The 24,806-nt window shown below is 61.8% G+C and carries 15 protein-coding genes and 1 pseudogene; 7 read left to right on the forward strand and 9 right to left on the reverse strand.

Going from position 1 to position 24,806, the window contains the following annotated elements; translation table 11 throughout:
* Nucleotides 1-34: 34 nt before the first annotated feature.
* Genes HV670_RS31940 through HV670_RS26055 form a run of 4 tightly spaced genes read right to left on the reverse strand, consistent with a single transcriptional unit; the run spans nucleotide 35 to nucleotide 4,034 of the window.
* On the reverse strand, nucleotides 35-748 hold the full coding sequence (locus HV670_RS31940) for a TonB family protein (RefSeq protein WP_175107877.1): 714 nt from the start codon (nucleotides 746-748) through the stop codon (nucleotides 35-37).
* Nucleotide 749: 1 nt separating this feature from the next.
* Nucleotides 750-1,148 carry an ExbD/TolR family protein gene (locus HV670_RS26045; protein ID WP_175107878.1) on the reverse strand — a complete coding sequence of 133 codons (399 nt, stop codon included), beginning with the start codon at nucleotides 1,146-1,148 and terminating at the stop codon, nucleotides 750-752.
* Nucleotides 1,149-1,150: 2 nt separating this feature from the next.
* The gene (locus HV670_RS26050; RefSeq protein WP_175107879.1) at nucleotides 1,151-1,840 is read right to left on the reverse strand and encodes a MotA/TolQ/ExbB proton channel family protein; all 690 of its coding nucleotides are present in this window, start codon (nucleotides 1,838-1,840) and stop codon (nucleotides 1,151-1,153) included.
* Nucleotides 1,841-1,862: 22 nt separating this feature from the next.
* On the reverse strand, nucleotides 1,863-4,034 hold the full coding sequence (locus HV670_RS26055; RefSeq protein WP_175107880.1) for a TonB-dependent receptor: 2,172 nt from the start codon (nucleotides 4,032-4,034) through the stop codon (nucleotides 1,863-1,865).
* 341 nt (nucleotides 4,035-4,375) lie between these two features.
* On the opposite strand from HV670_RS26055, the gene HV670_RS26060 reads away from it, so the two are divergent.
* From HV670_RS26060 to HV670_RS32350, 4 genes are all read left to right on the forward strand, one after another.
* Nucleotides 4,376-5,101 carry an acid phosphatase gene (locus tag HV670_RS26060; RefSeq protein WP_175107881.1) on the forward strand — a complete coding sequence of 242 codons (726 nt, stop codon included), beginning with the start codon at nucleotides 4,376-4,378 and terminating at the stop codon, nucleotides 5,099-5,101.
* Nucleotides 5,102-5,272: 171 nt separating this feature from the next.
* Nucleotides 5,273-5,995, forward strand: coding sequence for a response regulator transcription factor (locus tag HV670_RS26065; protein WP_175107882.1), 723 nt, complete (start codon nucleotides 5,273-5,275; stop codon nucleotides 5,993-5,995).
* Nucleotides 5,996-6,008: 13 nt separating this feature from the next.
* Nucleotides 6,009-7,355, forward strand: coding sequence for a sensor histidine kinase (locus HV670_RS26070; protein WP_175107883.1), 1,347 nt, complete (start codon nucleotides 6,009-6,011; stop codon nucleotides 7,353-7,355).
* Nucleotides 7,356-7,412: 57 nt separating this feature from the next.
* Nucleotides 7,413-7,556, forward strand: coding sequence for a DNA ligase-like domain-containing protein (locus tag HV670_RS32350; protein WP_425511467.1), 144 nt, complete (start codon nucleotides 7,413-7,415; stop codon nucleotides 7,554-7,556).
* A 255-nt stretch (nucleotides 7,557-7,811) separates the two neighbouring features.
* Here the strand turns inward: HV670_RS32350 and HV670_RS26075 are convergent, their stop codons facing one another.
* From HV670_RS26075 to HV670_RS26095, 5 genes are all read right to left on the reverse strand, one after another.
* The gene (locus HV670_RS26075; protein ID WP_175107884.1) at nucleotides 7,812-8,759 is read right to left on the reverse strand and encodes a LolA-like protein; all 948 of its coding nucleotides are present in this window, start codon (nucleotides 8,757-8,759) and stop codon (nucleotides 7,812-7,814) included.
* A gap of 10 nt (nucleotides 8,760-8,769) precedes the next feature.
* Nucleotides 8,770-9,198, reverse strand: coding sequence for a hypothetical protein (locus HV670_RS26080; RefSeq protein WP_175107885.1), 429 nt, complete (start codon nucleotides 9,196-9,198; stop codon nucleotides 8,770-8,772).
* Between the two features lie 75 nt (nucleotides 9,199-9,273).
* Entirely contained in the window at nucleotides 9,274-17,097 is a 7,824-nt protein-coding gene (locus tag HV670_RS26085; protein WP_175107886.1) for an Ig-like domain-containing protein, read from the reverse strand.
* Between the two features lie 21 nt (nucleotides 17,098-17,118).
* Complete coding sequence (locus tag HV670_RS26090; protein ID WP_175107887.1) at nucleotides 17,119-18,615, reverse strand: multicopper oxidase domain-containing protein; 1,497 nt, start codon at nucleotides 18,613-18,615, stop codon at nucleotides 17,119-17,121.
* A 16-nt stretch (nucleotides 18,616-18,631) separates the two neighbouring features.
* Nucleotides 18,632-20,146, reverse strand: coding sequence for a multicopper oxidase domain-containing protein (locus HV670_RS26095; protein ID WP_175107888.1), 1,515 nt, complete (start codon nucleotides 20,144-20,146; stop codon nucleotides 18,632-18,634).
* A 526-nt stretch (nucleotides 20,147-20,672) separates the two neighbouring features.
* On the opposite strand from HV670_RS26095, the gene HV670_RS26100 reads away from it, so the two are divergent.
* From HV670_RS26100 to HV670_RS26110, 3 genes and pseudogenes are all read left to right on the forward strand, one after another.
* Nucleotides 20,673-22,376, forward strand: a complete 1,704-nt coding sequence (locus HV670_RS26100) for a cytochrome C (protein WP_246257970.1) — start codon at nucleotides 20,673-20,675, stop codon at nucleotides 22,374-22,376.
* Nucleotides 22,377-22,854: 478 nt separating this feature from the next.
* Nucleotides 22,855-23,520, forward strand: a complete 666-nt coding sequence (locus tag HV670_RS26105) for a DUF2239 family protein (RefSeq protein WP_175107889.1) — start codon at nucleotides 22,855-22,857, stop codon at nucleotides 23,518-23,520.
* A 22-nt stretch (nucleotides 23,521-23,542) separates the two neighbouring features.
* Nucleotides 23,543-24,694: pseudogene (locus tag HV670_RS26110) on the forward strand (carotenoid oxygenase family protein); the annotation flags it as partial.
* Between the last annotated feature and the right edge of the window lie 112 nt (nucleotides 24,695-24,806).

Genomic DNA, 24,806 nt, shown 5'->3' on the forward strand with positions numbered 1-24,806 from the left:
TAATCGGATTGTGTCGAGCAAGCCAGGTTGACGGTCAATCGTGATCATCGAGATTGAACGTGACCCACAACTGCTCGGACAACGTCTTGCCCACGAAGGCCGATTCGGGCTTTGGATACGCCGCGTCGCGCACCGCCGCGACCGCAGCGCGATCCAGCACTCCCATTCCACTTGAGACCACCACGCGCACATCCGACACCACGCCGTCGCGATACTGAAACGCGACGCGTGTGCGGCCTGACATGCCCGCCATGCGAGCCGACTCGGGGTAATGCAACGCCGCCTGAATCGCCGCGCGCAATGCCCCCTCGAAACTTGGCGAGCCCGTTGAGGGTGCAGCAGGCGGCGGTGCAGGTGCTGGACGCGGCGCGGGCGCCGGCTCGGTCGGTGCGTCCGAAGGCGCCAACGGCGCAGGCGTTGGAGCCGGCTGCGGCGGCGGCACAACTGCCGGCTTCGGTGCCTGCGCGTGCGTCACCACGTGATGCACCGGCACAACGGGCCGCACGGGCTGCGGTGCCTCCGGCTTAGGCGGCGTTGGTACAACCGGCTTCGGCGCGGGCGGTGTCGGCGCAGGAGGCGCAGCAAGGGTCAGCACGGTCGGCGGCGGTTCCATCGGCATGGGCGACTTGTGCGTCAGCAGCACAAACGCGCCGCCCGCCAGCAGCACTTCCGCGACAAGCGCGATCGCAGCGGCCGGATACAAGCGAGTTCGTTCTTGCGGCATGCCGGAAGCGGGAACAGTTGCCATATCAGTTCGCCACGGGTTGCGCCGCCAGCGCGACCTGCGTCACGCCTGCAGCCCGGCACGCGTCCATCACCGCGACAAGCTTCTGGATCTGCGCTTCCTTCGAGCCGGCAATCGTCACCGCCGTGTGGGCGACGTCAGAACGCGCCGCGAGCATCGCCGTCAGCTGCGTGGTGCTGAGCGTTTGACCGTCGACCGACAAGCTGCCGTCGGTGGAAAGCGTGACCGTCACCTTCGGCGGCGGCAAGGACTGCGTGGTGGCGCTCGAAGGCAATTGCGTGCGCAGACCGGCATTCGGGATCATGTGCAGCGTGATCATGATGAAGAACACCAGCAGAAAGAACATGATGTCGATCATCGGAATGATCTCGATGCGAGCCTTGCGCGCTTCGAAGTACTTCATCGTCACGCTCCCTGCGACGCGAGTTTGCCGACCACCGCGCGCGGCGCCTCGCGCACCGCCTTCGAGCCTTCCTGCGACGTGCCGGCGAGCCGGTTGACAAGCGCAGCCTTCACAGTCTCCAGTTGATGCACGACCGAGCGCACCCGGTTGTGCAAACCGTTGAAGAACACAAGGCCGATCATTGCCACGAACAGACCCGACGCGGTCGCAATCAGCGCCTGGGCCACACCGCCCGTTACCTGCGTCGGCGCGTTGCCCGGATTCGAAAGCACCTGAAACGCGTTGAACATACCGAGGATCGTGCCGAACAGGCCAAGCAGCGGCGCGAGTGTGACGACGGTATCGAGCACCCATAGAAACCGGTCGATGCGCGGTGCCTCACGCATGATCACTTCGTCAAGGCACGCGCCGAGATCTTCGCGCGACGCTTGTCCGGCCAGACGCGCCGCCGTCGTCATCAGCCTGCCGGTCGGCAAGTTGTCGAATTGCTCAGCGCAGGATGCGAGCGTGACCGCATTCAGCAGATTGAGGTGGTCGAGCTGTTCAAGCGCGGCACGGCCACTGCCCGCTACGCGGTGCAGATACCAGAAGCGCTCGATAATGATCGTCAAGGCGACAAACAGCATCGCGGCGATCACATACAGTACGCCGCCCGAATCGTTTGCAAGGTCGGTGATGTGGGCAATGTTCATGAAAATAGATTTCCTGGTGAGTTTAGAAGTCCATCTGCATCGTGCCGATGAACGCGCGACCCGGGACGGTGTAGTAGAGCGGCGTGCCGTCGGCAACGGTTTGGCCGGCGAGCCAATCGATGCTGGTCCGGTTGAAAAGGTTGTCGATCTGGAAGTTGAGGCGTATGTCGCGGAACCACGGCGTGGGGCTCTTGAACGTGTAGCCGGTGGCGAGGTTCGTCACGGCATAGCCGCCAATCGGGATCTGGTTGCCCGTGAGACCGTACTGCCGGCCGATGAACTTGGTGATCAGCGAGCCGGTTACCGGGCCGCGTTCATAGATCAAACCGAATGCGGCCGTGTCGCGCGGTGCGTTCGGCATCCAGTCGTTGGTCCCCTTCTGCTTGGCCGAGTTGATCGTGAAGTTGCCGTACACGCTGAAGCCGAGCCCCGCGTAGTACGTTCCTTCCGTTTCGAGGCCCTTGTAGATCGCCCCACCAGCGTTCTGGAAGAACGTGACGCCGCCGATCGTCTGACTCGTGACCGCGTTCTTGAAGTCGATGTAGTACAGGTCGACAGAGGCCGTCACGCGATCGGTCTTATAGGTGGTGCCGATCTGATAGTTGTCCGTAAGCTCCGGCGAGGGTTGGCCGGAGATAGCCGGATTGTTGACGTAAAGCGCGTTCAGATTGGGCGCAAGAAAGCCCTGCGCATACTGAGCGTAGGCACTCCAGACTGGATTGATTTGCTCATGAATCTGGAGGGACGGGAGCACCTTGGTCCAGGTATGGCTGAAGTCCACCGGCGTGCCCGACCCCTGGTTCATGTCCGAGTACAGATGGCGCGTGAACGACACGTATTTCACGCCGGGCGTGATCGTGAGACCGTACGGCAACTTCAGCGCGTATTGCATGTACGGCTGCAACGTGAGGAAGTTGTCGTTCATGGAGAAGTTCGGCGAAATGAACGCGAAGTTCAGGGAGTCGTCGACGTTGAAGTTGTTGCGGAAGTTCGTCTGGTACGTGAGCCAGGTTCCGAGCTCCAGCGTACCCGGGCCGAGATCCCTTTGCGCACGCAGTACATCGCCCCACGCGCGGTAGTTGTTGTTCATCTCCTGGCCAGGTACGTTATTCGCGCCGAAGATCGTGCCGTTTGGCGTTTCGCCGTTCGGATCCATACCGTTGAAACCGTTGTGGTAGTACCCGTACGTGTAGAGCTTGTTGTCTATCATCCACTGCGCGACCTTTGTCTGGATGCCGATGTACTCGAAGTCCGTATTGATCAGGTCGAAGTTGTATCCGGAGAACGCCTGGCTCGTCGGATCGCTGGAAAGGCCAAAGTTGGGGCCGAACTGCGCGATCTGGGCCGCGGTCGCGCCCAACGACACGTCCTGATGGATCTTGGTGTAGGTGGCAAACAGCGTGAGCAACGTATCGTCGCCAAGCGGCTTTTCGAGCTTGAAGTAGACGTTCTGACGACGCTGGGCCGCATTGGTCAGATAACCGTCGCTGCTGCTTTGCGTATAGCCGAACATCGCGCGCGCGTCGCCCAGTTGCTGTATGTCGCCCGTGTTGAACTCGGCGCCGGTGAGCCAGGTGTTAAAGCTGCCATACGAGCCGATCAGCGAGGCCGACGGGGTCATCGTCGGGTCCTTCGACTGCATGCCTAGTGTGCCGCCGAACGTGGCGAATCCAATTTGCGAGGCGTCGCCGGGCCCACGATCGACTGTGATGCCGTTGAGGACTTGCGGTGTGAAGAACGATGTCGAGTGGTGCGTGAAGTCGTTCGTGTCGCCGAAGGGAATGCCGTCGAACGTTACATTGTACTGACCGTCCTGAAAGCCACGGATGGTGACACCGGCCGACTCCATCAGGCCGGGGCCGTTCGGATTGACGCTCTGAACACTCGGCGCGATATTGGCGATGTCGCTGTAGTTCGCAGTCGGCGCGGTGCTGTTTTCGATGTAGCGGCGGCTGATCGTCGACTGAGGCTCAGTCGCCGTGAGCGATCCTTGCGAAGGCGCTTGAGCCGGTGCGGATTCGACTTTCCTGTTTGCAGCTGTCGTGCTATCTGACGACGAGACGGCCGTGCTTTGCACCGAGCCGAGGTCACCCGAAGTCTGGGCATGAGAGACCTGTGCCCCTGCGGCACAGAGTGTGGCGAGAACGAACTGCGTCAGCGGCTTTTTACGAAGTTTTGAACGTACCCGTTGCATGGTGCATGCGTCCTTGTTTTTTAATGTGGCCGTGGGGCATTGAATCAGACAAAGCGCGATGTTAGCGACGGTGCATTAATGCCCAGTGATGGCTAACTTACGAAATTAAAGTTTTTATTACGGATCGCCAACGAGCCGCGTAAATCGCAAGAAAGGCTTCTTGCGAGTCTTGCGAGCTTAGATTTGTAAGGATGCGGACACCGCTCATTCATATGCTCACACTAGGATCGGCACCTTCAGCCGCGCTGCGCTTGATGTGTGGTTGAAATTAGTTAGCCTGGCACGCATTGCGTGCGCTACGTCAGGCCTTCGCTGTAAGCCATCCTCTCTTCGCGGGCACCATGAAACGCCTTTCTTCTTTGTCGCTGGTTGTTTGTTTATTGATTGCAGTGGGCGCAACGGGCGCGGCAAGCCAGCCTGTGCAGGCGCAAACCGTCACGTATCTCGACGCGCATCAGGTTGACCTGAGCAAGCTTCTCGCGCCGCCTCCCGCAGCAGGGTCGGCGCGTGGACAGGCGGATATGGCAACGGTTCTGGAGGTGCAGCGCACCCGCACGCCTGAACAGGTGGAGCGCGCGAGAGACGACGTCAAAAAGACGGTGTTCCGCTTTGCAGATGTGCTCGGCCCTGCGCTCAACGAAGCCAATCTGCCCAAGACCACGGCGCTCTTTGATGCCGCAAACCACGACGCGTCGATGATCGCGAAGAGCGGCAAGGACTTTTTCTCGCGAGCGCGACCTTATATTGCGAACCCGGACGTGCATCCGTCGGTGCCGCTCAATCCGAAGGATGGCTACGATTCGTATCCGAGCGGTCACGCCACCTTTGGCTATATGACCGCAATCCTGCTCGCGCAGATGGTCCCCGAAAAGCGCGACGCGATTTTTGCACGCGGCCGCGAATACGGCGAAAACCGCGTGGTGGATGGCGTTCACTATCCGAGTGACGTAGAAGCCGGCCGGATCGACGGCACGCTCGTCGCCGAAGCGCTGATGGCGAATCCCGAGTTCCAGAAGGCGTTTGCCGAGGCTAGAGCCGAAGTGCGCGCGGCTCTGGCGCTAAATTAATGCAACGTTGGCGCACGGGTTTACGCCGACGTGTCACGAAGCGACAACATTGTCGTGTCACGCTGCGCGGCAAGCCGTAATCAGCCCGAGCCCCTCCGGCTTATCGTGTAGCGAATCGGCACGAACTTCCATCCTTGAGTCGTGCCGCTGATCAAATGGGAAAACGTTCTTTTGGAAAGTGAATCGTCGCCCGCCTGGCCGAAGGCTCGCAAATCGCGCGTGCTGGTTGTTGAAGACGACGATCACGCGCGTCTCGAAGTGACCGCGGCGCTCGAAGATTACGGCTTCGCAGTGGATGGCGTCGCAAGCGGACACACGGGCCTGCTGCGCGTGCTGAACGGTGATTTCGATGCGGTCGTGCTGGATCGCATGCTGCCCGACGTCGACGGCCTGTCGATCCTGTCCACCTTGCGCAATGTCGGCAAGCAAACGCCTGTGTTGATCCTGAGCGCGCTGTCCGCAGTCGATGAACGCGTGCGAGGCTTGCGCGCAGGCGGCGACGACTATCTGACCAAGCCATTCGACAGTCTGGAACTGACCGCGCGCCTGAACGCATTGCTGCGGCGCGGTTCGTCGCCGAAAGAGCCCTCGGCGATGAGCGTCGGCGATCTCGTCCTCGATATGAGCACGCATGTTGTTGAGCGCGCGGGTGAAGTAATCGATCTGAAACCACGCGAGTACCAGTTGCTCGAATACATGATGCGTCATGCGGGGCAACCGGTCACCCGCGCGATGCTCTTCGAGTCCGTGTGGAATTACCATTTCAACGCGCAAACCAACGTGATCGATATGCATATCGGCCAGATACGCCGCAAAATCAGCCTGAACGGCCGTCTGTCAGTGATGATCCACACGGTGCGCAACGTCGGCTACATCCTCCATGCCGGCGAGTAAACGCCGCCCGCGCATGCATATCAGCAGCATTACGTGGCTGCTGGGAGTGTTTATCAGCTCGGCGATCGCGCTGTTTGCGATGCTGTACTGGGTGACGCACAGTTATTTAGTGCACGAGGTCGACGAGCGTTTGCTCGGCGAAGTTGCGGAGTTTCATTCGATTGGACGTGACGAGGCAATCTCGGACGTGGCGGCGTTGAGCCGGCGCGACGTGGCGACTATCCGACCCTACGGCGTGTTTGATGCCAATGGCCGATGGCTCGCGGGCAATATCCCGATACTGCCCGACGCCCGCGACGGCAAGCCGTTCGAATACGATCAAGCTGTACGCGACGGTGGGCACAAGAGAGACGTGCATTTTCGCGGCATCATCGTACCGACGCTCAGCGGCCTGCGGATTGTCGTGGGTCACTCGATAGACGAAATTCTTGACTTCGACCGCACGCTGGTGAACATGCTTTGCGTGGGCCTGACGCTGACGATCATTCTCGCGGTTGGATGCGGCGCCGCGCTTAATGCGATGTCGAACCGTCGCATCAGAGCGATCAGCCTGACGGGGCGCGAAATTATGGCGGGCCAACTGAGCCGCCGCTTGCCGACGCGCGGCACGCATCACGATCTGGACCGCCTTGCCGGGATCGTCAATACGATGCTCGACGAAATCGAGCGGCTCGTTGACGAAGTGCGCGGCGTGTGTGCCGGCATCGCACACGACTTGCGTACGCCGATGACGCATCTGCGCGCGGGCCTCGAACGTGCACGGCGCCGCTCTGATACCGTGGCCGACTTTGAAGACGCCGTCGATGTCGCCATTCTGCAATCGGACGTCGTTCTGAACCGTTTTACGGCGCTGCTTCGAATTGCGGAAATCGAAGCCGATGGCAGGCGCGCGAGCTTTGGCGATGTGTCGCTGGACACGGTCTTGCGCGATGTCGTCGATCTCTACGAGCCGGCAGCGGTCGAGCGCGGCTTGTGGGTCTCCGTGCATGCATCGGAACCCGTGAACGTGCACGGCGACGTCGACCTGCTGTTCGGCGCGATAGAAAACCTGCTCGACAACGCGCTCAAATTCACGCCGAGCGGCGGCGTGGTTACACTCGAAGCAGGCATCGACGCCGGGCAACCGGTTTTGCACGTTGCGGACTCGGGCCCAGGTATCGAACCCGGCGAACGCGAAGCGGTACTACGTCCGTTCTATCGCAGCCCGAGCCGGCACGCGCATGCAACTGCCGGGCATGGTCTTGGCTTGAGTCTCGTTGCAGCCATTGCGCGCGTCCACGACGCCGACGTCGAAATCCACGATAACGAGCCGGGATGCAAAATGGTGCTGCGTTTCAGGGGGTGTTTGCTGGCGCGGTGATCCGTTCGCGAGCAGTGTTTCCCGCTGGGACTTCGCGGCAAGCGCCGGGTTTCCTACATCGGCGCGACACGCAAGGTCAAACTGTTCGTGTTCGATCTGCTCTATATTGATGGCTACGATCTGCGGCCGCTTCCACTACGCGAGCGTTGCCGAATCTTCGAGACGCTCCTCGCGGATTTCGAAAGCGACGCAATCCATTGAGTGACATGTTTTTTGACGACCGAGCTCTTGTTGGTTAGAGCGACGGCTGTACGTTATGGTTGCGTCGCTGTACCAGCTCATGCACCCAGCCTACTGGCTCACCTTTGCGTCGTGACGAGAAGGTCACCGACCGAGCACAGTGAATCAACAGCGTTCGTGTAATCGGGCCACACCCAGTATTTTCTCCAGCTTCTGGCGGAGTCCGCTTTGACGGTGCCAAGCCTTCTTACGAGCGAAGCCTCGGACCGCAGTCGACTACGGCGCCAAGACTGGCTTGCCGAAGCGGCTGTCCTCGATCGCCGGATTCACCTGAACGTGATCGATGAGCATTACGCCGCTGTTGCGGCCGCCATCCACACGGGTCTCGACAACGAACGGAACCATGAGTCCGTTGACCGATTTGTAGTTGCGATAGTATGTCGACACGGTGCGCATTGCGCCGTCGATCTTTCGCGGCGGCGCGTCGATCTTCGTTTCCAGAAAAGTCTGTGCATCAACCCAAACATGACGCTGTTCGCCATTCTTCACTGTTAGACGCAGCCGATACGTTTCACGTCCCTCGACCACTTCGCTGCGTTCAAGTACTACCGCAACGCCTTTTGCGGCATGATCGATCAGCATCCCGTCGACATCCGGCTGGGCGCTTGCGGCCTTGAGTTCGGCCGGCGAGAACGCTTCGACTTCGCGCCTGCCAATGTATGGCCGCACTTTCCATCCGCTTGTGCCATTGAATATCTGGACTGACGTCTGTTTGTTGAATTCGAGCTCGAGGCGCGTCTTGTGCGGCCGTTTCATCTCGAGTGCAAACGGCAGTTTGACGTCTGCCGCTGGTTTTGCGTCGGCGTCCGATTCGGCTGGATCGGTTGGTTCGAGCGATGCGCCGGGACGCCGCAGCCCGGCGTCGGCGAGGCTCTTGCGGACCGACGGGCCGCCGCGCTGCGCGAGTTCAATCGCTTTCGCCGATTCGACCCGCGGCTTGCCGAGGTCGAGCTGACCGCTTACCGCGAGCGACTGTACCGCGTGCCATGCTTGCAGTCCGCCGCGCGCCGCGACGTTGCGTTCGACGATCTGCGCACCGCTTAGCGCAGCCGCGCTGTGCGCCGCGGTAGATACCACCATCAGAAGCGCAGCAGCGAGTGCCGAACGCACGGGTCGCCACGTATTGTTTGCCAGCAATTGATGCGATTGTTCAGGCTTCGACACAGTCATCTCCCTAGTCCACGGTATAGCCATCAACCCAAAAGTTACCGATCACAATGGTCACGAGCCCGCCCGGTTTCACGATCTTCTCCGGATTGCCAAAAATCATGAAATAGGTGCGGTCCGCCGTTGGTTTTGCGGTCTGACGCAGTTCGCCGACGTTCTCCATTGCCGGCACCGCGAGGCGCGCACCGGTTACCTCGTCAATGACGTAGGGGCCCACCTTCTGGTCGAACAGCGGTCGGGCTTTGTCCGGATCGACGACCCGAAAGTCGAGCCGCAGCATGTAGCCGGACGCTACACGGCGCAGCCTGACAATCTCGACGCCCCAATTGCGCTGGAAGTACATTCCTTCACGCGCATGCCAATCGCCGGAACGCAACTGCGACGCGGGGGCCTGTTCAAGCCTCACTGCGCTCACATCTTCAGCCAGCGCGCGCACCGCGAGACCTGCCGCCGCGAACGCTGCCGCGACACAACAGGCGATTGCCCTCGATTCGCGTCGTGATGACATCGCTCATTTCCCCGGGTGGAGTAGATCGTTCAACAACGCCTGCGCAGGGTTACCGGTGGTCAGTTCGTCGGCACCGATGTCGACACCTGTACCCCCTACGCGAGGCTGCGGACGCAGCTGAGCGTCGAAGTCGTGGTTCAAACCAGTTCGCGCGCCGACGTTGTATCCGGCCGCGCCTGGGCCGGCGAGGTGATAGTCGCCGTTGCGCACCGCCGGTTGCGCGGGGTCGTACAGCGAGATGGGCCCAAAGTGCAGGTCGACGAAGTTGCCCGACTCATCGAGCGTCGCCGCTGCGTTCAGGTTAAAGGCAGGCTGGAATGGCGTGCCTGGTTCGAACTGGATGCCCGGCAACACCTGCGAGCCGTTGCAGTACGCTTTGACGAATAGGTTCGTTGACGACGTGCCGGCGATGTTGTTGCCGCCATACAGCGCCTGCGTTTCCCCGGTCATCACCGAGTTCGTCGGGCGCAGCCGCAACTGCTGCGGCGTCAGGACCGGCGAATGGTCGCCGACGACACCGAGGTCCCAGTACTTCGCGCCTCCGACGCACTGTCCGGTCGACGTCTGGGGCACGAGGGCGGCGCCCGAATGCGTCGCCGCCTCCGTCCAGTTGTTCGACGCGATGATCGACACCGTGCTCTTCGGCACATTCTTGTCGCCGCGGGTCCCATCGAAGAAGAATGAACGGTTCTGCCAGATAATGTTGTCGCGGATTGTCGGGCTCGAGATGGTAAGGTCGCCGCCGAGCGCCCGATTGCGCCGTGCTGCCTGCAACAATGCGGCCGATGTGAGTTCAGTGCTGATGCCGGCCGGATTCGGCACGCCAGTAGTTGGGCCGGTGCTGACACCGCCGACGGTCGTGTTGAAAGTCGCACCGACGATACCGGTGCTGTCGTTCAACGCGATCGTGTTGTTGGTCAACACGCTGTTTAGCGTATCGGCGAGCGAGACTCCGGCACCGGCCCAGCCTGCAACGTTATTGACGATCATGTTGTTCGTCACATTGACACGCCACGGCGTGACATCCGCCCCTTGCGCGACGTCCGCACCGTTCACACTTTGCAGACGTATGCCGCCGCCATGACCGGCTCGTGCGAAGTTACCCTGGATCACGTTCGCGTCGACGGAGACGTTGCCCGAACCCAGGCCGAGCGCGGTCGCGGTCGCCCCTTCGCCCTCGATGACCAGGCCGCCGCCGCTTTGCGGACTGGTCTGGTTGTAACTTTCGTTGAAGATGATCTGGTTGTAGCTGATCACGCCGTTGTTGCTCAGGCCGATATGGCCGAAGCCACCGCCATCGGAGCTCGCAAAGTTGCCGCAGATGAAGTTGTAGTTGACCTTGTAGTTGTCGGTGCCGCTGCAGATCGACACTCCACCGCCCGCACCACCCGCAGCCGTGGCGCCTGCCGCCGCGTTACCTTCGACCATGCCGTTGGTCGTGATTGCGTTGTGGTGGATATTGACGTTCTTGTTGTAGCCAAGGATCGAGCCGTCGACGGCCGGCTCGAGGGCGGGCACCGCCCCTTCGAGGTAAGGCTGGCCGATCCGCACGCCGCCCGAGAATGGTCCGGCGTTACCGAACACACGATTGTTGGCAATCTGCAGGTTATGCGCCCAACCGTTCACATAGATGCCGCCACCCGCGTCGCCGCCCGTGACGCTCACGCCGTCGATCGAGCTCTTCACCGACGAACAGGCAAAGTTGCTCCACGCGGGGTTGGCCTTGAAGGTGACGAGCGGAACATTGTCGGGGGTCATCTTTGCCGAGCTGTCCGCGTTGGTCGCGACGCTGAATCCCGGCACGATGCCTGGCTTGTTGCGGTTGAAGCAGCCCACGCTGCCGGTCGAGCCGTTCTTGGCGAGCACCGTGATGCCGGCCCCCTCTTCAGTCGACAGCGCCGACGGCTCGAGCTGGACGATGCCGCCCGTGAGCTCCTGGCCCGGCAACGGATCGATTTGCGGATTCACCGCCACCGTATCCGCGATTGGGTCGATGCCAAACAGCGCATTGATCCGGGCGCGCCAGTCGGCAAGCTTGCGGTTCGGGAACTTGGTCGCGTTGATGACGACCGACGCCGCGCCGACACCTTGCAGACGCACAGGCTTCCACATCGTCACGAGCTCCGGATAGCTGCCCGCATCGAGCACGATGAGGTCGCCCGGCAGCGCCGCATCGATCGCGTCCTGGATGGGATGCGGATACGCGGTGTCGACGCTCGCCGGATTGGCCGGATCGTACGTGTAGGTGTTTTGCGGCACGACGACCTTCGGCGGCCGCGACGCGAGCGCCGTTTCAATCGTCACCGTGACCGTGTCGACCGACTTCTTGCCGTTTGCTGTGGTGATCGATAGCTCACCCGTCGTCGCGCCGCCTGGCACCGTGAGCGTGATCGTCGTATCGCTCCAGGACCGGATATTGGACGCCGGCACTGCGAAGTCGTTGATACTGATTGCGCCCGGCGTAGCACCGAAGCCATAGTGACGTTTAATCTTCGGACTCTTCGTCTGCGGGCCCAGCGACGTTGGACCCGCGTAAGCCGGGTTCGCGACCATGACGTCGCCAAGCGCGCGAATCGTCAGCGTATGGCCCGCGCCGGTACCGCTGACCCACGGCCCGACGCCGTCGCCATCGACGCGGCTGATTCCGGGTGTCGCATCCGGATACTGGCAATCGACCGGTGCATAGCTGGACGCCGACGCGTAAGCGGAAGTCGGCAGCACCGGCGTATCCAGATAGACAGTCGAGCCCGGCATATACGGCCACACGTAGCAGAAGTTGCTGAACATCGGGTTGTACAGCGGATCGACGACCATCCGTACCTTGTGGGTCACCGGATCAATTGCGCCGGTCGGATCCGGGATCGGCCCCGGGTCGTTCATGCAACTGGTGAGCATGTTGGGCGAGTACCCGCTCGGATTCGGCACGTTGGCTGCGAGCGTCGACGGTGCGAGGCCGTTGAAGGTTCCCCACTTGTCGTTGTAGACCCTGGCAATCTCGACACCGTTGAAATCGCGGATTGCAATCGGCGCATTCGGCAGCGCAGCCTTCTCGCCGAAGCTCGGCGAGATGGGATCGAACTCGGCCGCGGCGTCGTTCAGCATCATGCCGACGAAATGCGCGGCCACGGGCGTCTGCGTGTACATCTGGAAGTCGGCAGTAGCCTGCATCTGATCGCCGAGCGTCACTTCTTTGCGGTCGCACAGCGGCCGATCCTGGTTTGCGAACGGGGCGTCCTGTCCGGCATCCGGAAACAGGGTGAGGAAATCCGGCACCCGGTGCAGCGCGCCGACGCACGGTGGGAAGTTCAGGCCCATTCCGGCGACATTCGAGCTGTTGATCGTCGCCGTGTCGGGCACGATGAAGATACTGCCCAGGGAGGCGAATTGCGTCTGACCCAGCGGGTTCCAGACTTCACCGATCAGAATGTTCTTGTCTTCCTCCTTGACGATGGAGTAGCCGCCCGGCGGCACCACTTCGACGACATAAGTGCCCGGCGGCAGTCCGCCCGGCTGCGCTTTCAGATATGTGGCGCTCGGAAAGCGATAGCGTCCGTCGTACACCGCCGGCTGCACCTGATTGAACGTGTGCTGGCCGTCGTAGCATTTGGTCGACGCACCTTGTAGCGTGGCGCTGACGAAGGGGTCCGCCGGATCGTTGCCGGGGCAGTTGATGCCCGGCACGACACTGCCGTCCGGATTCGTCCGGCTGGCGGCGAAGTCGTCCCAACTGCTGGTCGTCGTCGTGTCGACGAGAACCAGACTCGTCGTCTGATCGGCATTGAGGGTCTTGCGGTACAGGTTGACCGGCACGCGTGGAATCGCGGGTTCCCACGAGAACTGTACTTCACGGCGTGGATCGTCGAAACCACGCGTCGACGCGTAGAACACTAGGCCGGTGATGCCGCCGTTTTCGCCTGCGTTGTAGGGCGTTTTGCCCCAGTCGATCACCGCAGTCTGGTTGATGTAGCCTTGCAAGCCCTCCATCAGAGTCGTGCCGGGATCGATGCGGCTGGTCTTGCCGGCCTGGTAGATCGCATTCGGCACCTGCAGGCTGGTCGGCAACGGGAAGGTTTCAGTAGAGTTCAGCACGCCAGCGAAACGCCCCGACGTGTCCGGCTTGCCGCCGGCGTCATAAGCGACGTTGACCCCGGTGCCTTTGTAGCGCGTCGTGTCCGATTCGACGACATACCAGTTGAACAACGGGAACAGTTCGTTCATCACCGCATCGCCGTTGCCATCGGTCGAGAGAAAGTTCGACACGCTGCCGTCACGGAAGCGAATGCGCAGCGGCACCTTCGACAAGCCGGGCTCGCCAGGGTCGCGCACGCCGTTCTTGTTCAGATCCAGATAGGCGCTCTGCTCGACACGCGTGAACCAGCTGAACACCGGAACGTGCGGAAGCGTCACGTTGTGCCCCTGGGTCGCGTCGGGCAGCGTCACGGCCTGCATCGCGATGATCTGATCGAGCCACTGATCCCAGATGACCAGTTCGTGCGTACCGTCCGGAATGTTGGTCAGCGTGAAGTTGCCGTTCGCATCGCACTCCGTATAGCCGACGTTCTGACCGGTGCCGCCAATCGTGTTCAGGCTGACGTAGCAAGTGGTCTGCTGGAATGTCGCGCGGCATGCGGCATCCGCCGGGCCCGCACCCTGCCTGTTGGTCGCGCAACTGTCGTTCAGATTCGCGGCCGGCGGACGGTCCATATGCAGGCTCGAAATCACGCCCTTGACCGAGTTCGGGCACGGGTTCGCCGTGTTGCCGGGCTTCGTGGCGCAAAGCGCCGCCGAGGTTGCCTTGACGTGGTCCGGATTCACGAACCCGATGAACGAGTGAAAGCCTGGCGCGCCGAATTCCTGCCAGTACGACGGCTCGCCTGCCTTGACGAAGGTATCGACCGGCTTGCCGCCTTCGAGCGTCGACACTTGCACCCAGTTTTCACCGGCGCCGGAACGCCACGCGGCCGGGATCGCCTGCACTGTCACCCGGGCAGGAATCATGTTCGGCACGAGCGCCATGCCCGCGAGCTTGTAGTCGATTGCATCCTTCGCAAGCTGAGCGTTAAAGGCAGCAAGTGCATTCAGGTACACAGTGGTGCCGGCAGGCCCCGGCGGGAAGTTCCCGCGGCTCGGCGCTGGGCCACGATCCGGCGCGTTCGGGCAGGTATAGATCGTTCCGACCGGCACCGGCCTGTCGTACGCCTTACAGCCGGGACCGCCCAGCAAGCCGTTGCGCAGCGGCATTCCGGCCAGGTCGTAGGTCATCTGGCCAGCCGCGTCGCCAGTGCTGCCGCGCACGTCATAGATGATCACCTGGAAGCCGCCGAGGCCGGCTTCACCCTCATCCACGCTGCCGTTAGTCGGGTTGTTATCCTCGAACGCGAATACGCTCAGGTTCGCGACCGGCAGCGGATTTTGCGGAGACAGCACAGTCACCGTCGGCTTGCCCGTCTTCGGGTCGGCCGGGATGGCTCCCGGCACGATCGACACCCCTCCCATACCGTGACCCGTTTGCCCGGCGCCCGGCGGGTTGGCGTTTGGCTGTGCAACGACGCCGTCCGCGGCGTCCGCCGGCGAGACCGAGAGGTAATAGCGTTTGGTCGGATCGAGCGCGACGTCGCCGGGAAACGAGCGCGCCCGCGCCAGACCGAGCGCCGGCAACGATTGGCCGCCTTGCGTGTTCGAATCGCCGCAGCTGCGAGCGCCGGTGCAGCCGCTTGCTACCAGCGGCATATAGCTTTTGTGAAAATTCGTCGCCAGCGTGCCGTCTTTCGACGCCTGCAGCGGATCGCCCGAATGGACGAACGTGGTGTCTTCTTCAAGCACCCAGCTGTAGTCCGCCTGACCGGTGGAAGGGATCGAGCCAGGCGTGCCGGCGTCGAGCGGAATCGATTGCCGCGTTTGCGTGTCGAGCACCGAGACTGCGAAACCCGTGCCCGGCGGGAACGACAACGTCACGGTTGCTGGCGCACTGCTAACGTTGCGCGAGTTCGTCGCGGTGTACTGGAACGAGCATTGCGCTGGTTGCGTCGGATTCGGCTGCGCGGTGAAGGACCCGTCGCTCAGCAGGCGAACTGGCCCGCAAGTATTGTTCGCAGGATTCAGCGTCGCGCTCAGCGCCAACTTGTCCGGATCGGTTGCTCCGGCGAGCACGCCGGGATGCGCGACCGTCATCAGCGACGAGACCTTGCTCGCAAATGACTGGCTCAATACAACGGGGCTACAGCCGGCCCCACCGGCGATAATCGATACGGTCGCCGTATTCGTCGAGCCGCCGTTACCGTTGTACGTGAACGAATCGTTACCGCAGGCGCCGCCGGTCGGCGTATAAACGAAGGCGCCAGGCGTCGACGCGCTGAATGCGACAGTGCCGTTCTTCGGTTGACTCACGAGCGCTACCGAAGTCACGCCGATGTCGTTCGCGATCACATTGCCGCTGAAAATTGCACCGCTGGCCGCAGTAAACACGTCGTTGACCGCGCGAATGCCCGATGCTACCGCCGGCGTGCCACCGGGTTGACCGGCGGCGGCACCCGCGCCGTTGATCTGCACATAGGCTTGCATCCCGCCGTTCGGCGTACCGCCACTCGTGAGACTCAGTTCGCGGTCGTAGATCGGCACCGTGAGCGCGGCGTAGGTCGGCGAGGCCGCGCCTGCGAGCAGCGGCGGCTTGACGATCGCATCATAGGTCTTGCCCGCGGTGAGCAGTGCTTCGTTCTGCAGCTTCGGGTTGCCCGGGACCGGATTGCCGTCTTCGGCGACCAGCGACATGCGCAGACCCACCGACGATGGCACGTGCGTGCGCAGGCCGGCGTTCGCGAAACGCAACAGCAGATTGCCCGATGCCGCCGCACCCGGCACCGCCAATGTGGAGTTGCCCGGCGCCGTCGGATCGAAGGCCCGGCCGTTGATCAGGAAATACCGCGGAGAGTAGTTGACCGCCGGCGGAAGGCAAGTCGCGGCTGCCGCACTGACGACCGGGGACAGCACACAAGTGGTGAGATCCGTGCCGACTGGCGGATATTCATTGATCGCACTGCCCGACGTGGCTGCGTTTGCGGCGACCGCGTCGACCGCGGCGTTTTGCACCGGATCGATCTCACTGAAGAGCAGCGCTGCGGCCGCGTCGTACTTGATGCCCGGGTAAGCCTGGGCAACTGGCGCTGTGCCGCTGGTATCGGCTGGCGCGGTGACGATCAGCATGCCGTACAGTCCCATCGGCGCCTGAATCGACGGATGCGAACCGGTCTCGTACAGATAGGTCCCCGGTTTGAGCGTCGTCCACGAGTATGACGCGGTGGTGGCCGACGTGGTCTTTGCAGCGGCTTCCGGCGCGAACGAGCGAGCACGCGCGGCCTGGGCGGGCGGCGTGAAGGTTGAGGTGCCCGCGCCGGCAGCCGGCCACGTGACCGTCTGCGACGGATGCCGCGGCGAAGCTTCACGCGTGACCGCGCCGAGCCCGCCGCCGGTCTGCCCCAGCACGACGATCGACGTCGGTGTCGGCAGTGCATTGGTCAGATTGATCGTCAGGAGCGGCGTCGTACCAGAGCCGGCTGCGACCGTGATCGTCGGGCCGGGCGCCCAGAGCGGCGCAGCGGACCCAGTACAGGCGACCCCGTCGCTCACCGCATTCGGGTTGCTCGCTGCGGTCGCGGGGTCGGGTGTGTAGCAATAGCCCCACATCGGCACGAGTGAGCCGTCGGGCAGCGTGGTCGCGGTGCGCTGTGCGGTCAGGTTGACGACGACCTGCGCCGAAGCCGCGCCCGTCAACGTCAGCATGACCAGCATAGTGCCTGCTCGCAGGATCTTGTTCAGGATTGTCGTTCGCACGGCGAGGCTCCCGGACCAGCGTTATTGAGTTTCGTCGATGACGGTCGGGTGGCCTGTCGCATCCATTGGCGGTTCGATGATAAGCATCATCATCATGCCGCCCGGAAACACGTTCCCGGTCGTGATTTCGCGTTCGTTATGCGAGTGCCACATGTAGGCGTAGCCACCGTCGGCGTTCTGCCGCACCACTGCAGGCGGCAACGGGTTGGCGGGCGTACCTTGTAGCCCGAGGTACGGCGAGCCGCCGTACCAGAGTCCGTTCGCCAGAATGTTCGGGTCAGGCGGCGTCACCGGGAATCGCTTGCCGTGATCCGGGCAGTACTCTTTGGTGACCGGGTCGAAGCCCGGAGACGGCGTCGTCTTGCCGTTACACAAATGGCCATTGGTCGCGCCGTAGACGTCCCAGTTCAGGCCCTGCCCGGTCCACGTGAAAATGGCGTCGACTGTTTGGCCCGGCACCGTCGCAATGGTGAACAACAGTGGACCGGCAAGCCTCGCGGGATCGTTCTGGCTGACCAGCAAGGTGCCGTCGACGGCCAGCACCCGCGCGTGATTGCCGTGAAAGTGGAACGGGTGCTGCAGCCGGCCCTGACCGATCACTCGCATCAGCACCAGTTCGCCAGGCAGCATGTGCGGATTGCCGTTGTAAGGCTGATGGGGGTAGTTCGGTGCGTACGGCGTATCCATGTCGTCAGGCATCGAGCGGCCGTTGATCAGGAAGTAGTCGGGCTGGTACGGCTCGGTCGCGACCATCATCGGCGGGCACGGCAGCGTGGCGCACTCCAGCACCGCGGCCTGCGCATCCCGATGGACCCGGCTCATTATTTCGGACCACTGAAACAGGTACTCCCGGTCGTAGCAGGTCGACGCGTGATCGTAGGCGATCGCAGCAAGCGAATACGGGCCCTTCTTGCAGGCCGTGGGCACCGCCATCGACGGAAGCACAATGACGGCTCCTTGCAGGCCCATCTCGACCTGCAGATCAGGCTGGCTGCCACTGTGGTAGAGATAGGTGCCCGGTCTGGTCGCGGTGAACTTGTAAGTGACCACATTCGTCGTGGTGCCGGAGGGCGTCGCCTCGCGCGCGAGCAGGCCGGCAACGCCGCCCGTCGCCGCCACGTCGAACCCCGGCATCACGATCGACGTGTTACCGGCGGCGGGAGGCAGTCCATTGCGCAGGTTGATCGTGACCGAGTCGCCCTCGTTGACGATCAGCGTCGGGCCTGGGATTTGCATCGTCGTGCAGTTCGCGCCGGTCGCGGAAGCCGGCGCGAAGCCCGTCGGCGGACCGTCGCAGCCGTAGCCCCACGAATAGATCATCTGACCGTCGGGCTGGCTGATTGGCGCGGCGCTCGCGATCAAATTGAAGACCGGTGCGCCCATTTGACCGGTGATGCCTGGCACCGCCGCGTATACGTTGCACCCGGCAAAAGCGGACAGCAACCCGGCAAGCACCGTGAGCGCACCGATCCACAGGAGCGTGCCCAGCTCGCGCACAATTCGTCGCGTCTGATCCATGTTGTAGGTCTCCTGATCAGTTGACGATGATCTCGGTCATCATGCCGCCGAAGTTTTCTGCGTCGTTCGACAGATGATCGAGATTGGTGCTGTAGAGGAAGTAGGTGCCCGGAGGGACTGTTGCGGCGTCGAGAATGACGTCGGTGCTTTCGCCGCCGCCCATCGTCACCGAGTTGGTCAGATACGACAGGTTGTTGCCGGCCAAGTCGCGCAACAGGCGCGCGTTGACAGCGATCACTTTCATGGGGATGCCAATCGTCGCGAGCGTCGTAAATTCGGTCACGTTGACATCCGACATCCGCAGCAGCGCGCGATGCTTCCTCGTTCCGCACGCGCCGGGTTGGCCAACGCACGACTCGAGGATGATCCGCGTGGGTAACGGCTGCGACGGGCGGGCAAGCCCGTCCGACGCCTGCGTGCGGATCGGGCCGGGGACCACGTTGCCGCCGGCATCGACGTTGCCGCCGACGGTGTCCGGATAGCTGCGTCCGCTCAGCATGAAATACTTGTCCTTCATGCCGGAGAAGTCCTCCGGCTCGAAGGTCATGCCGGCGAAGTGGAATGTTGGATCGAAGCCCATCATCTGGATGGGGTATTCGACGTCGTATGCGGTCGAGCCGTCGCCGTCGTTGTAGGCATACATGACGGGCGCCGCTTCACGCACTGCGCCGGCGGCCGGTGCGGGCGTCTGCCCGGTACACAGGATGTCGCTGCAGGACTTGCCGTCGACTGCGCCTGGTGCTTTCTGGTTCGCGGCAATCAACGGACCAAGCAGATCGGCGCCCGGTTGCACGCGGTTTTGCCGCGGACGCACGTAGAGTTGACCGACCATGCCCATCTGCAAATGCTCGGGCGGCGTGATGTGGCAATGCCAGAAGTACGTGCCCGCATCCGGTGCCTGATAGTAGTAAGTCATGCTGCCAGAGATGTTGACCGCGACCGACGCGTCGGGCACGCCATCGAAAAACGGGGAGGCGTTGGGATAGCCGTGGAAGTGGATCGTGTGCTGCTCGAACAGGTCCGGCCGCATGATCATCCCGACGTTCGACAGCGTCAGGAAAAACTCGTCGTCCTCGTCGATCGCCATGAGCGGTGCTGGCTGCTGCGCCGAAAGCACACCGATCTTCATGATCTCGGCCGAATCAGCAATCGCGCCGTTCGGTGCAACGGCCTTGGCCGCCTCGTACAGGGGATCCGGCACCGACGCATTACCATTGGCGGCATCCAACCCCTGCAGATACGGGACGTTGTATGCGTTGTTGAACGCCGCCGAAGTCTGCGTGCCCGGCAGGCCGGCTTTGATCAGCTCGAGCCCTGACAGTGGCCCGAACCCGAACAGATAGATTTGTGCGCCGTCAGCCATCGTCGCATAACCGTCGGCACCGGATACTTCCTGGCACTTGATGGCGGGATTGGCGCCCTTCGGGTTTGCGGCCGTCGGCGTGACGAGCGGATGCTCGGCCGTGCTCGTCGGACACTGCACCCTGAAAAGCTGGGCGGACGCTGGCAGCGCCATGAGCATGCAGATCATGGCGGGGAGTCCGTGTAAAAGAAGTCGGGCTGTCAGCACAGTGGTCTCCGTCCGCAGGCGTGAAAGGCATGGCGACAACGCCAGCACCGTCGAAGCGCACAGTTTTGTTCGGCAATGGGTTCCGGAGGCGTCGGCGGCAATAATCCGCCTTACATTTTGTTTTCTCCGTGCAGCGATTTTGTTGAACGGAGATAGCGCGAGATATGGGTTAGCTCCCTCCTTCTCGGGTAGGAGTCAACCGAACCTTACAATGAGTAAGACTCTCCTCCTGCCCTCCAAAAAACTGCTGCAATCGCTTCGGTGCCGTTTTTGCAGCGGCTTGTCCGGATGGTTTACCCCGCGCATCGGTAGGGCGTTACCCCATGTGGCGACTCGGCGCTCATCCGGATAATCCGAAGCGTGGTCGGCGATCGTCACCACTACCACGGAGCGTCGTCCTTGTCCCGCTCATCTCCTGCTTTTGTGCCGCTTTCTCGTTCCGCTTATCACGCGATTGTTCAATCAACATGCGAGCCGGAGCCGCCAGATGAGATCCCCGCGTTCACCGCGCTCAGTGCTGCGCTGCTGCGTCGCGTCGCCGTGCGCGCCATTCGCGATCTGGGTAATCCTGATCGTCGCCTTGTTCGGGTCTTCATTGCGTTGCGCGTCGGCAGCAGATAAAGGGGAAATCGAGGCGCTGTATCGCCAAGGCATTTTGCCGTCGGGCGCGCCGCTCGTCGGTCAACGTGCTGCCGGCATGCAGATAAGAGGCACCGACGCAGCATGCGTCAGTTGCCATCGTCGCAGCGGTTTGGGTACGGCCGAAGGGCTGATCGTGATCCCCCCGATTACCAGCCGGTACCTGTTCCGTCCTGCAACCAGCGCGAACGACGATATGGATTTCCGCTATATGCCGGGCTACGTCGACCTCAAACGGCAGCCCTATACGGAAGCGACCCTCGCTGCCGCGATCCGCAGCGGGGTTGGCCGGGACGGGAAACCGCTGAACGCACTCATGCCGCGCTTCGACATCGATGACGCCACGATGGCCAAACTGATCGGCTATCTGGGTGGGCTGTCGAGCACGCTGTCGCCTGGTGTCACTGACGACACGCTTCACTTCGCCACCATCGTTACGCCCGATGCGGACCAGGCCGGCAGAGACGGGATGCTAGCCGTGCTGCGCCAGTTCTTTTCCGACCACAACGACTTTCTTCGCGGGGGTGCCAAGCCGATGGTCAGCAACAGGAAATTGCCTTACCGCGTGACGCGACGCTGGCAACTACACATCTGGGAACTGCAAGGGCAGCCCGAAACATGGGGACAACAGTTGCATGAGAAACTCGCGGCCGAGCCCGTGTTCGCGGTCGTTTCAGGGATTGGCGGCAAAACCTGGGCGCCCGTGCACCGCTTCTGCGAAAGCGAAGCGCTGCCCTGCCTGTTTCCGAATGTCGAAGTGCCGGTCGTGGCGGAACAGGACTTTTACAACGTCTATTTTTCCAGGGGTGTTCTGCTCGAAGCCGATCTGATCGCATCGAGACTCCTGCCGCCAGCGGGCGCACCACCGGCCGCAGGGCACGGTGACGCGCGGCCTCGCGTGGTTCAGGTGTTTCAGGAAGGAGATATTGGAGAAGATGGTGCGCGACAACTGTCGGCCGACCTCTCGGTTTCGCGCCATGCCGTCCGAATCGACCGGCCACTTCACCGCAACGCAACGCCTGCCGATATCGGTCGCGCGGTGAGCGGTCTCAAACCTGACGATGTGGTGGTTCTCTGGTTGCGACCGAGTGCGCTTGCCTCGCTACCACCTTCGCCACCGGGCGCGATCGTGTATGTCTCCGGCTTGATGGGCGGACTCGAACATGCGACGTTGCCAACCGCGTGGCGCGACACCGCGATCCTTACCTACCCGGTGGATTTGCCCGTCCTGCGGCGGGTCGCAATGAATTTCCCGCTCGCCTGGTTCCAGGTGCGGCACGTGCCGGTCACGAACGAGCGGGTTCAGGCGAACACTTACCTTGGCTGCCAGATCCTGTCGGAAGGCATAACAGGGATCCTCGACCTGTTTCATCGCGATTATCTGGTCGAACAACTTGAGAATATGCTGAGTCAGCGCCGGGTCAACGGCTATTTCCCCCGCTTGACCCTGGCGCCCGGGCAGCGCTTTGCGTCCAAGGGAGGCTATTTGGTCAAGCTATCCGGCGACGCGCCTGGCGTGCTCTCCGCGCACGGTGGCTGGATCGTGCCGTAGCCGACGGCGCGTATGGCACCGGACTGACGTGGGCTGTGATGCAGGGGGCTATACAGCCGTCACACGGCCCTGATGCGACTTCGGTATCGCATTGCGGCAACCGCTTCTCGGAATATCGACCGTCTAGGTTGCGTCGAATAGACTCAGACAAAAACGCCGTGGAACCGAGCGGACATTGCCGAATGGCGGCTATTGCTTGATCGTCAATGGCAGGTATGGCCGACGACGCGACTCACGTGATCCGCGCACGAAGGTCCATTGCCTGCTGCGGAGCGGACGTTCGAATGTCCGTGTGAAGTCGTGGGCCAGCGTCCGTTGATGGGCCGGACTGAGCCGGTGATGATCGGCTCGGGACGACCCGCTTCTACCTTACGAAATTCTCAAAACCGGCCGACTCCAGGATTTTTATCCGGGTGTTATTGACAGCATTTTTACCCGGGTATAAATTGGTGGCCGTTCCCGATCCGAGGTCCGCGCGGTGTCACACGATTTCCCCTCTCTATATACATCCTTCGACGGTCATCGGCGTATTGCGTCGGGTCCATTGGAAACGGTCGCCCTAGCGGTTAAACAGGCGGTCGAGACCGGGGCCGTGGGCCCCGTCCTGATTTTCGATGACACAACCGGGCGTTCGATCGACATCGATACGAGAGGTTCGGATCACGAGATGTTGGCGCGTCTCGCCACGCACCCGGCTAATGCCGATGATCGTGCCGGGTCGGCGCAACCTGGCAACCCATTCGACGCCGCTATCAACTCGCCCGACACTGGGGAGCCGGTAGATCAACGTCGCGGGCGGGGGCGTCCCAAGCTAGGCGTAGTAGCTCGCGAAGTTACTCTGCTGCCGCGTCACTGGGAATGGCTGACTGCACAGCCCGGCGGTGCTTCCGTAGTTTTGCGAAAACTGGTCGATGAAGCCAAACGAACGCACGGCGAGAAGGACAGACGTCGCAGAGCGCAGGAGCGTACTTACCATTTCATGTCTGCGATGGCCGGAGACATGCCCTTTTTCGAAGAGGCTGCGCGCGTGCTTTTTGCGAACGATCAGCAACGCTTCCGCGATCTTGTTGCTGCGTGGCCCGGGGACGTGCGCGATCACGCCATCGCGCTCGCCTTCGGTACCAACCATGATGGTGCCGTTTAACGCTTAGATAGAAAGACAAAAAATGACCACAATCGACTTAAATTCAGGCGCAACAGCGGCCGTCTTTAACGAAGTCCATCTTGTCGATCTTCCCGTTACGGGAACAATCCCGCAAGATCTCAATGGTGTACTGGTACGCAATGGGCCCAATCCATTGCGCGGGCATTTCAACGGACACGACGTGTTGGATTGGTGGCCGGAAGATGCGATGCTGCATGGCATCTCTCTCCAAGGCGGCCGTGCAACGAGCTACAGAAATCGCTGGGCTCGCACAAAGAGATGGGCACACGTACACGACCCGGATGCCTCGCCGATGCTGCTTGATACGAATCCGAACGTGAATGTGCTTTACCACGCAGGCGAAATTTTGGCATTGGCTGAAGGCGGTGCCCCGCTGGCCATAACAGCCGAGCTCGAGACACTCGGCGCGACACGTTCTCACCCGGGACTCGCAAGCGGCATGACCGCCCATCCGAAAGTTGACCCCCTGACGGGCGAACTGATGAGCTTTCGCGCGGATTGGAAAAAGCCGTATTTGCGCTATGCCGTGACGGACGCGGACGGAATGCCAAGCGTTGAGCTCGACATTGAGATGTCATCGCCCTCAATGATGCACGATATGGCAATCACCGCCACCCGCAGTATCTTTCTAGATCTTAATGTCGGTTATGACTTTTCGATGCTATCTCGTGGTCATCGGATGCCGCTACGTTGGCGCGACGACCATAAGGCAAAGTTGGGGATCATCCCGCGCAATGGCGGCGAGGTGCGCTGGTTTGAAATAGCACCGTGCTTTATCCAGCACGTGGTAAATGCATACGACGCAGACGAGGCTACAATTGTTCTAGACGCGGTTCGATATCCACGATATTTTCGTCTCGAGGAGGATGGTTTTACCTTCGAGGCCCCCCCACTGGGAGTTCTGTGGCGCTACGTCATCGACCTCGACAGAGGAACGGTGATTGAAAAACAAATGGCGGATATTTGTATCGAGCTGCCTCGTATCAACGAAGGACGAACCGGCCGCCCTTATCGATTTCTCTACGCCGCAGAGCAACCTACAAACACTGAAATTCGAGGTGTCGTTCGCTACGATCTCGAGTCCGGTTCAATACTACGATATAGGGTTCCCGAAGGCGATTCAAACAGTGAACCAGTGTTCGTAGCGCGTCCTACGCACCTCGTTATACACAAGCGTCGTTACCACCGTCCTCGCGCAACAAACGCATTGTTTCTGCGGCGACATGAACTTTCGTGAGTCCCTTCCAGATGGTTTCCGCGCCGGG

The sequence above is a fragment of the Pararobbsia alpina genome (assembly GCF_902859895.1).
GTDB classification, from domain to species: domain Bacteria; phylum Pseudomonadota; class Gammaproteobacteria; order Burkholderiales; family Burkholderiaceae; genus Pararobbsia; species Pararobbsia alpina.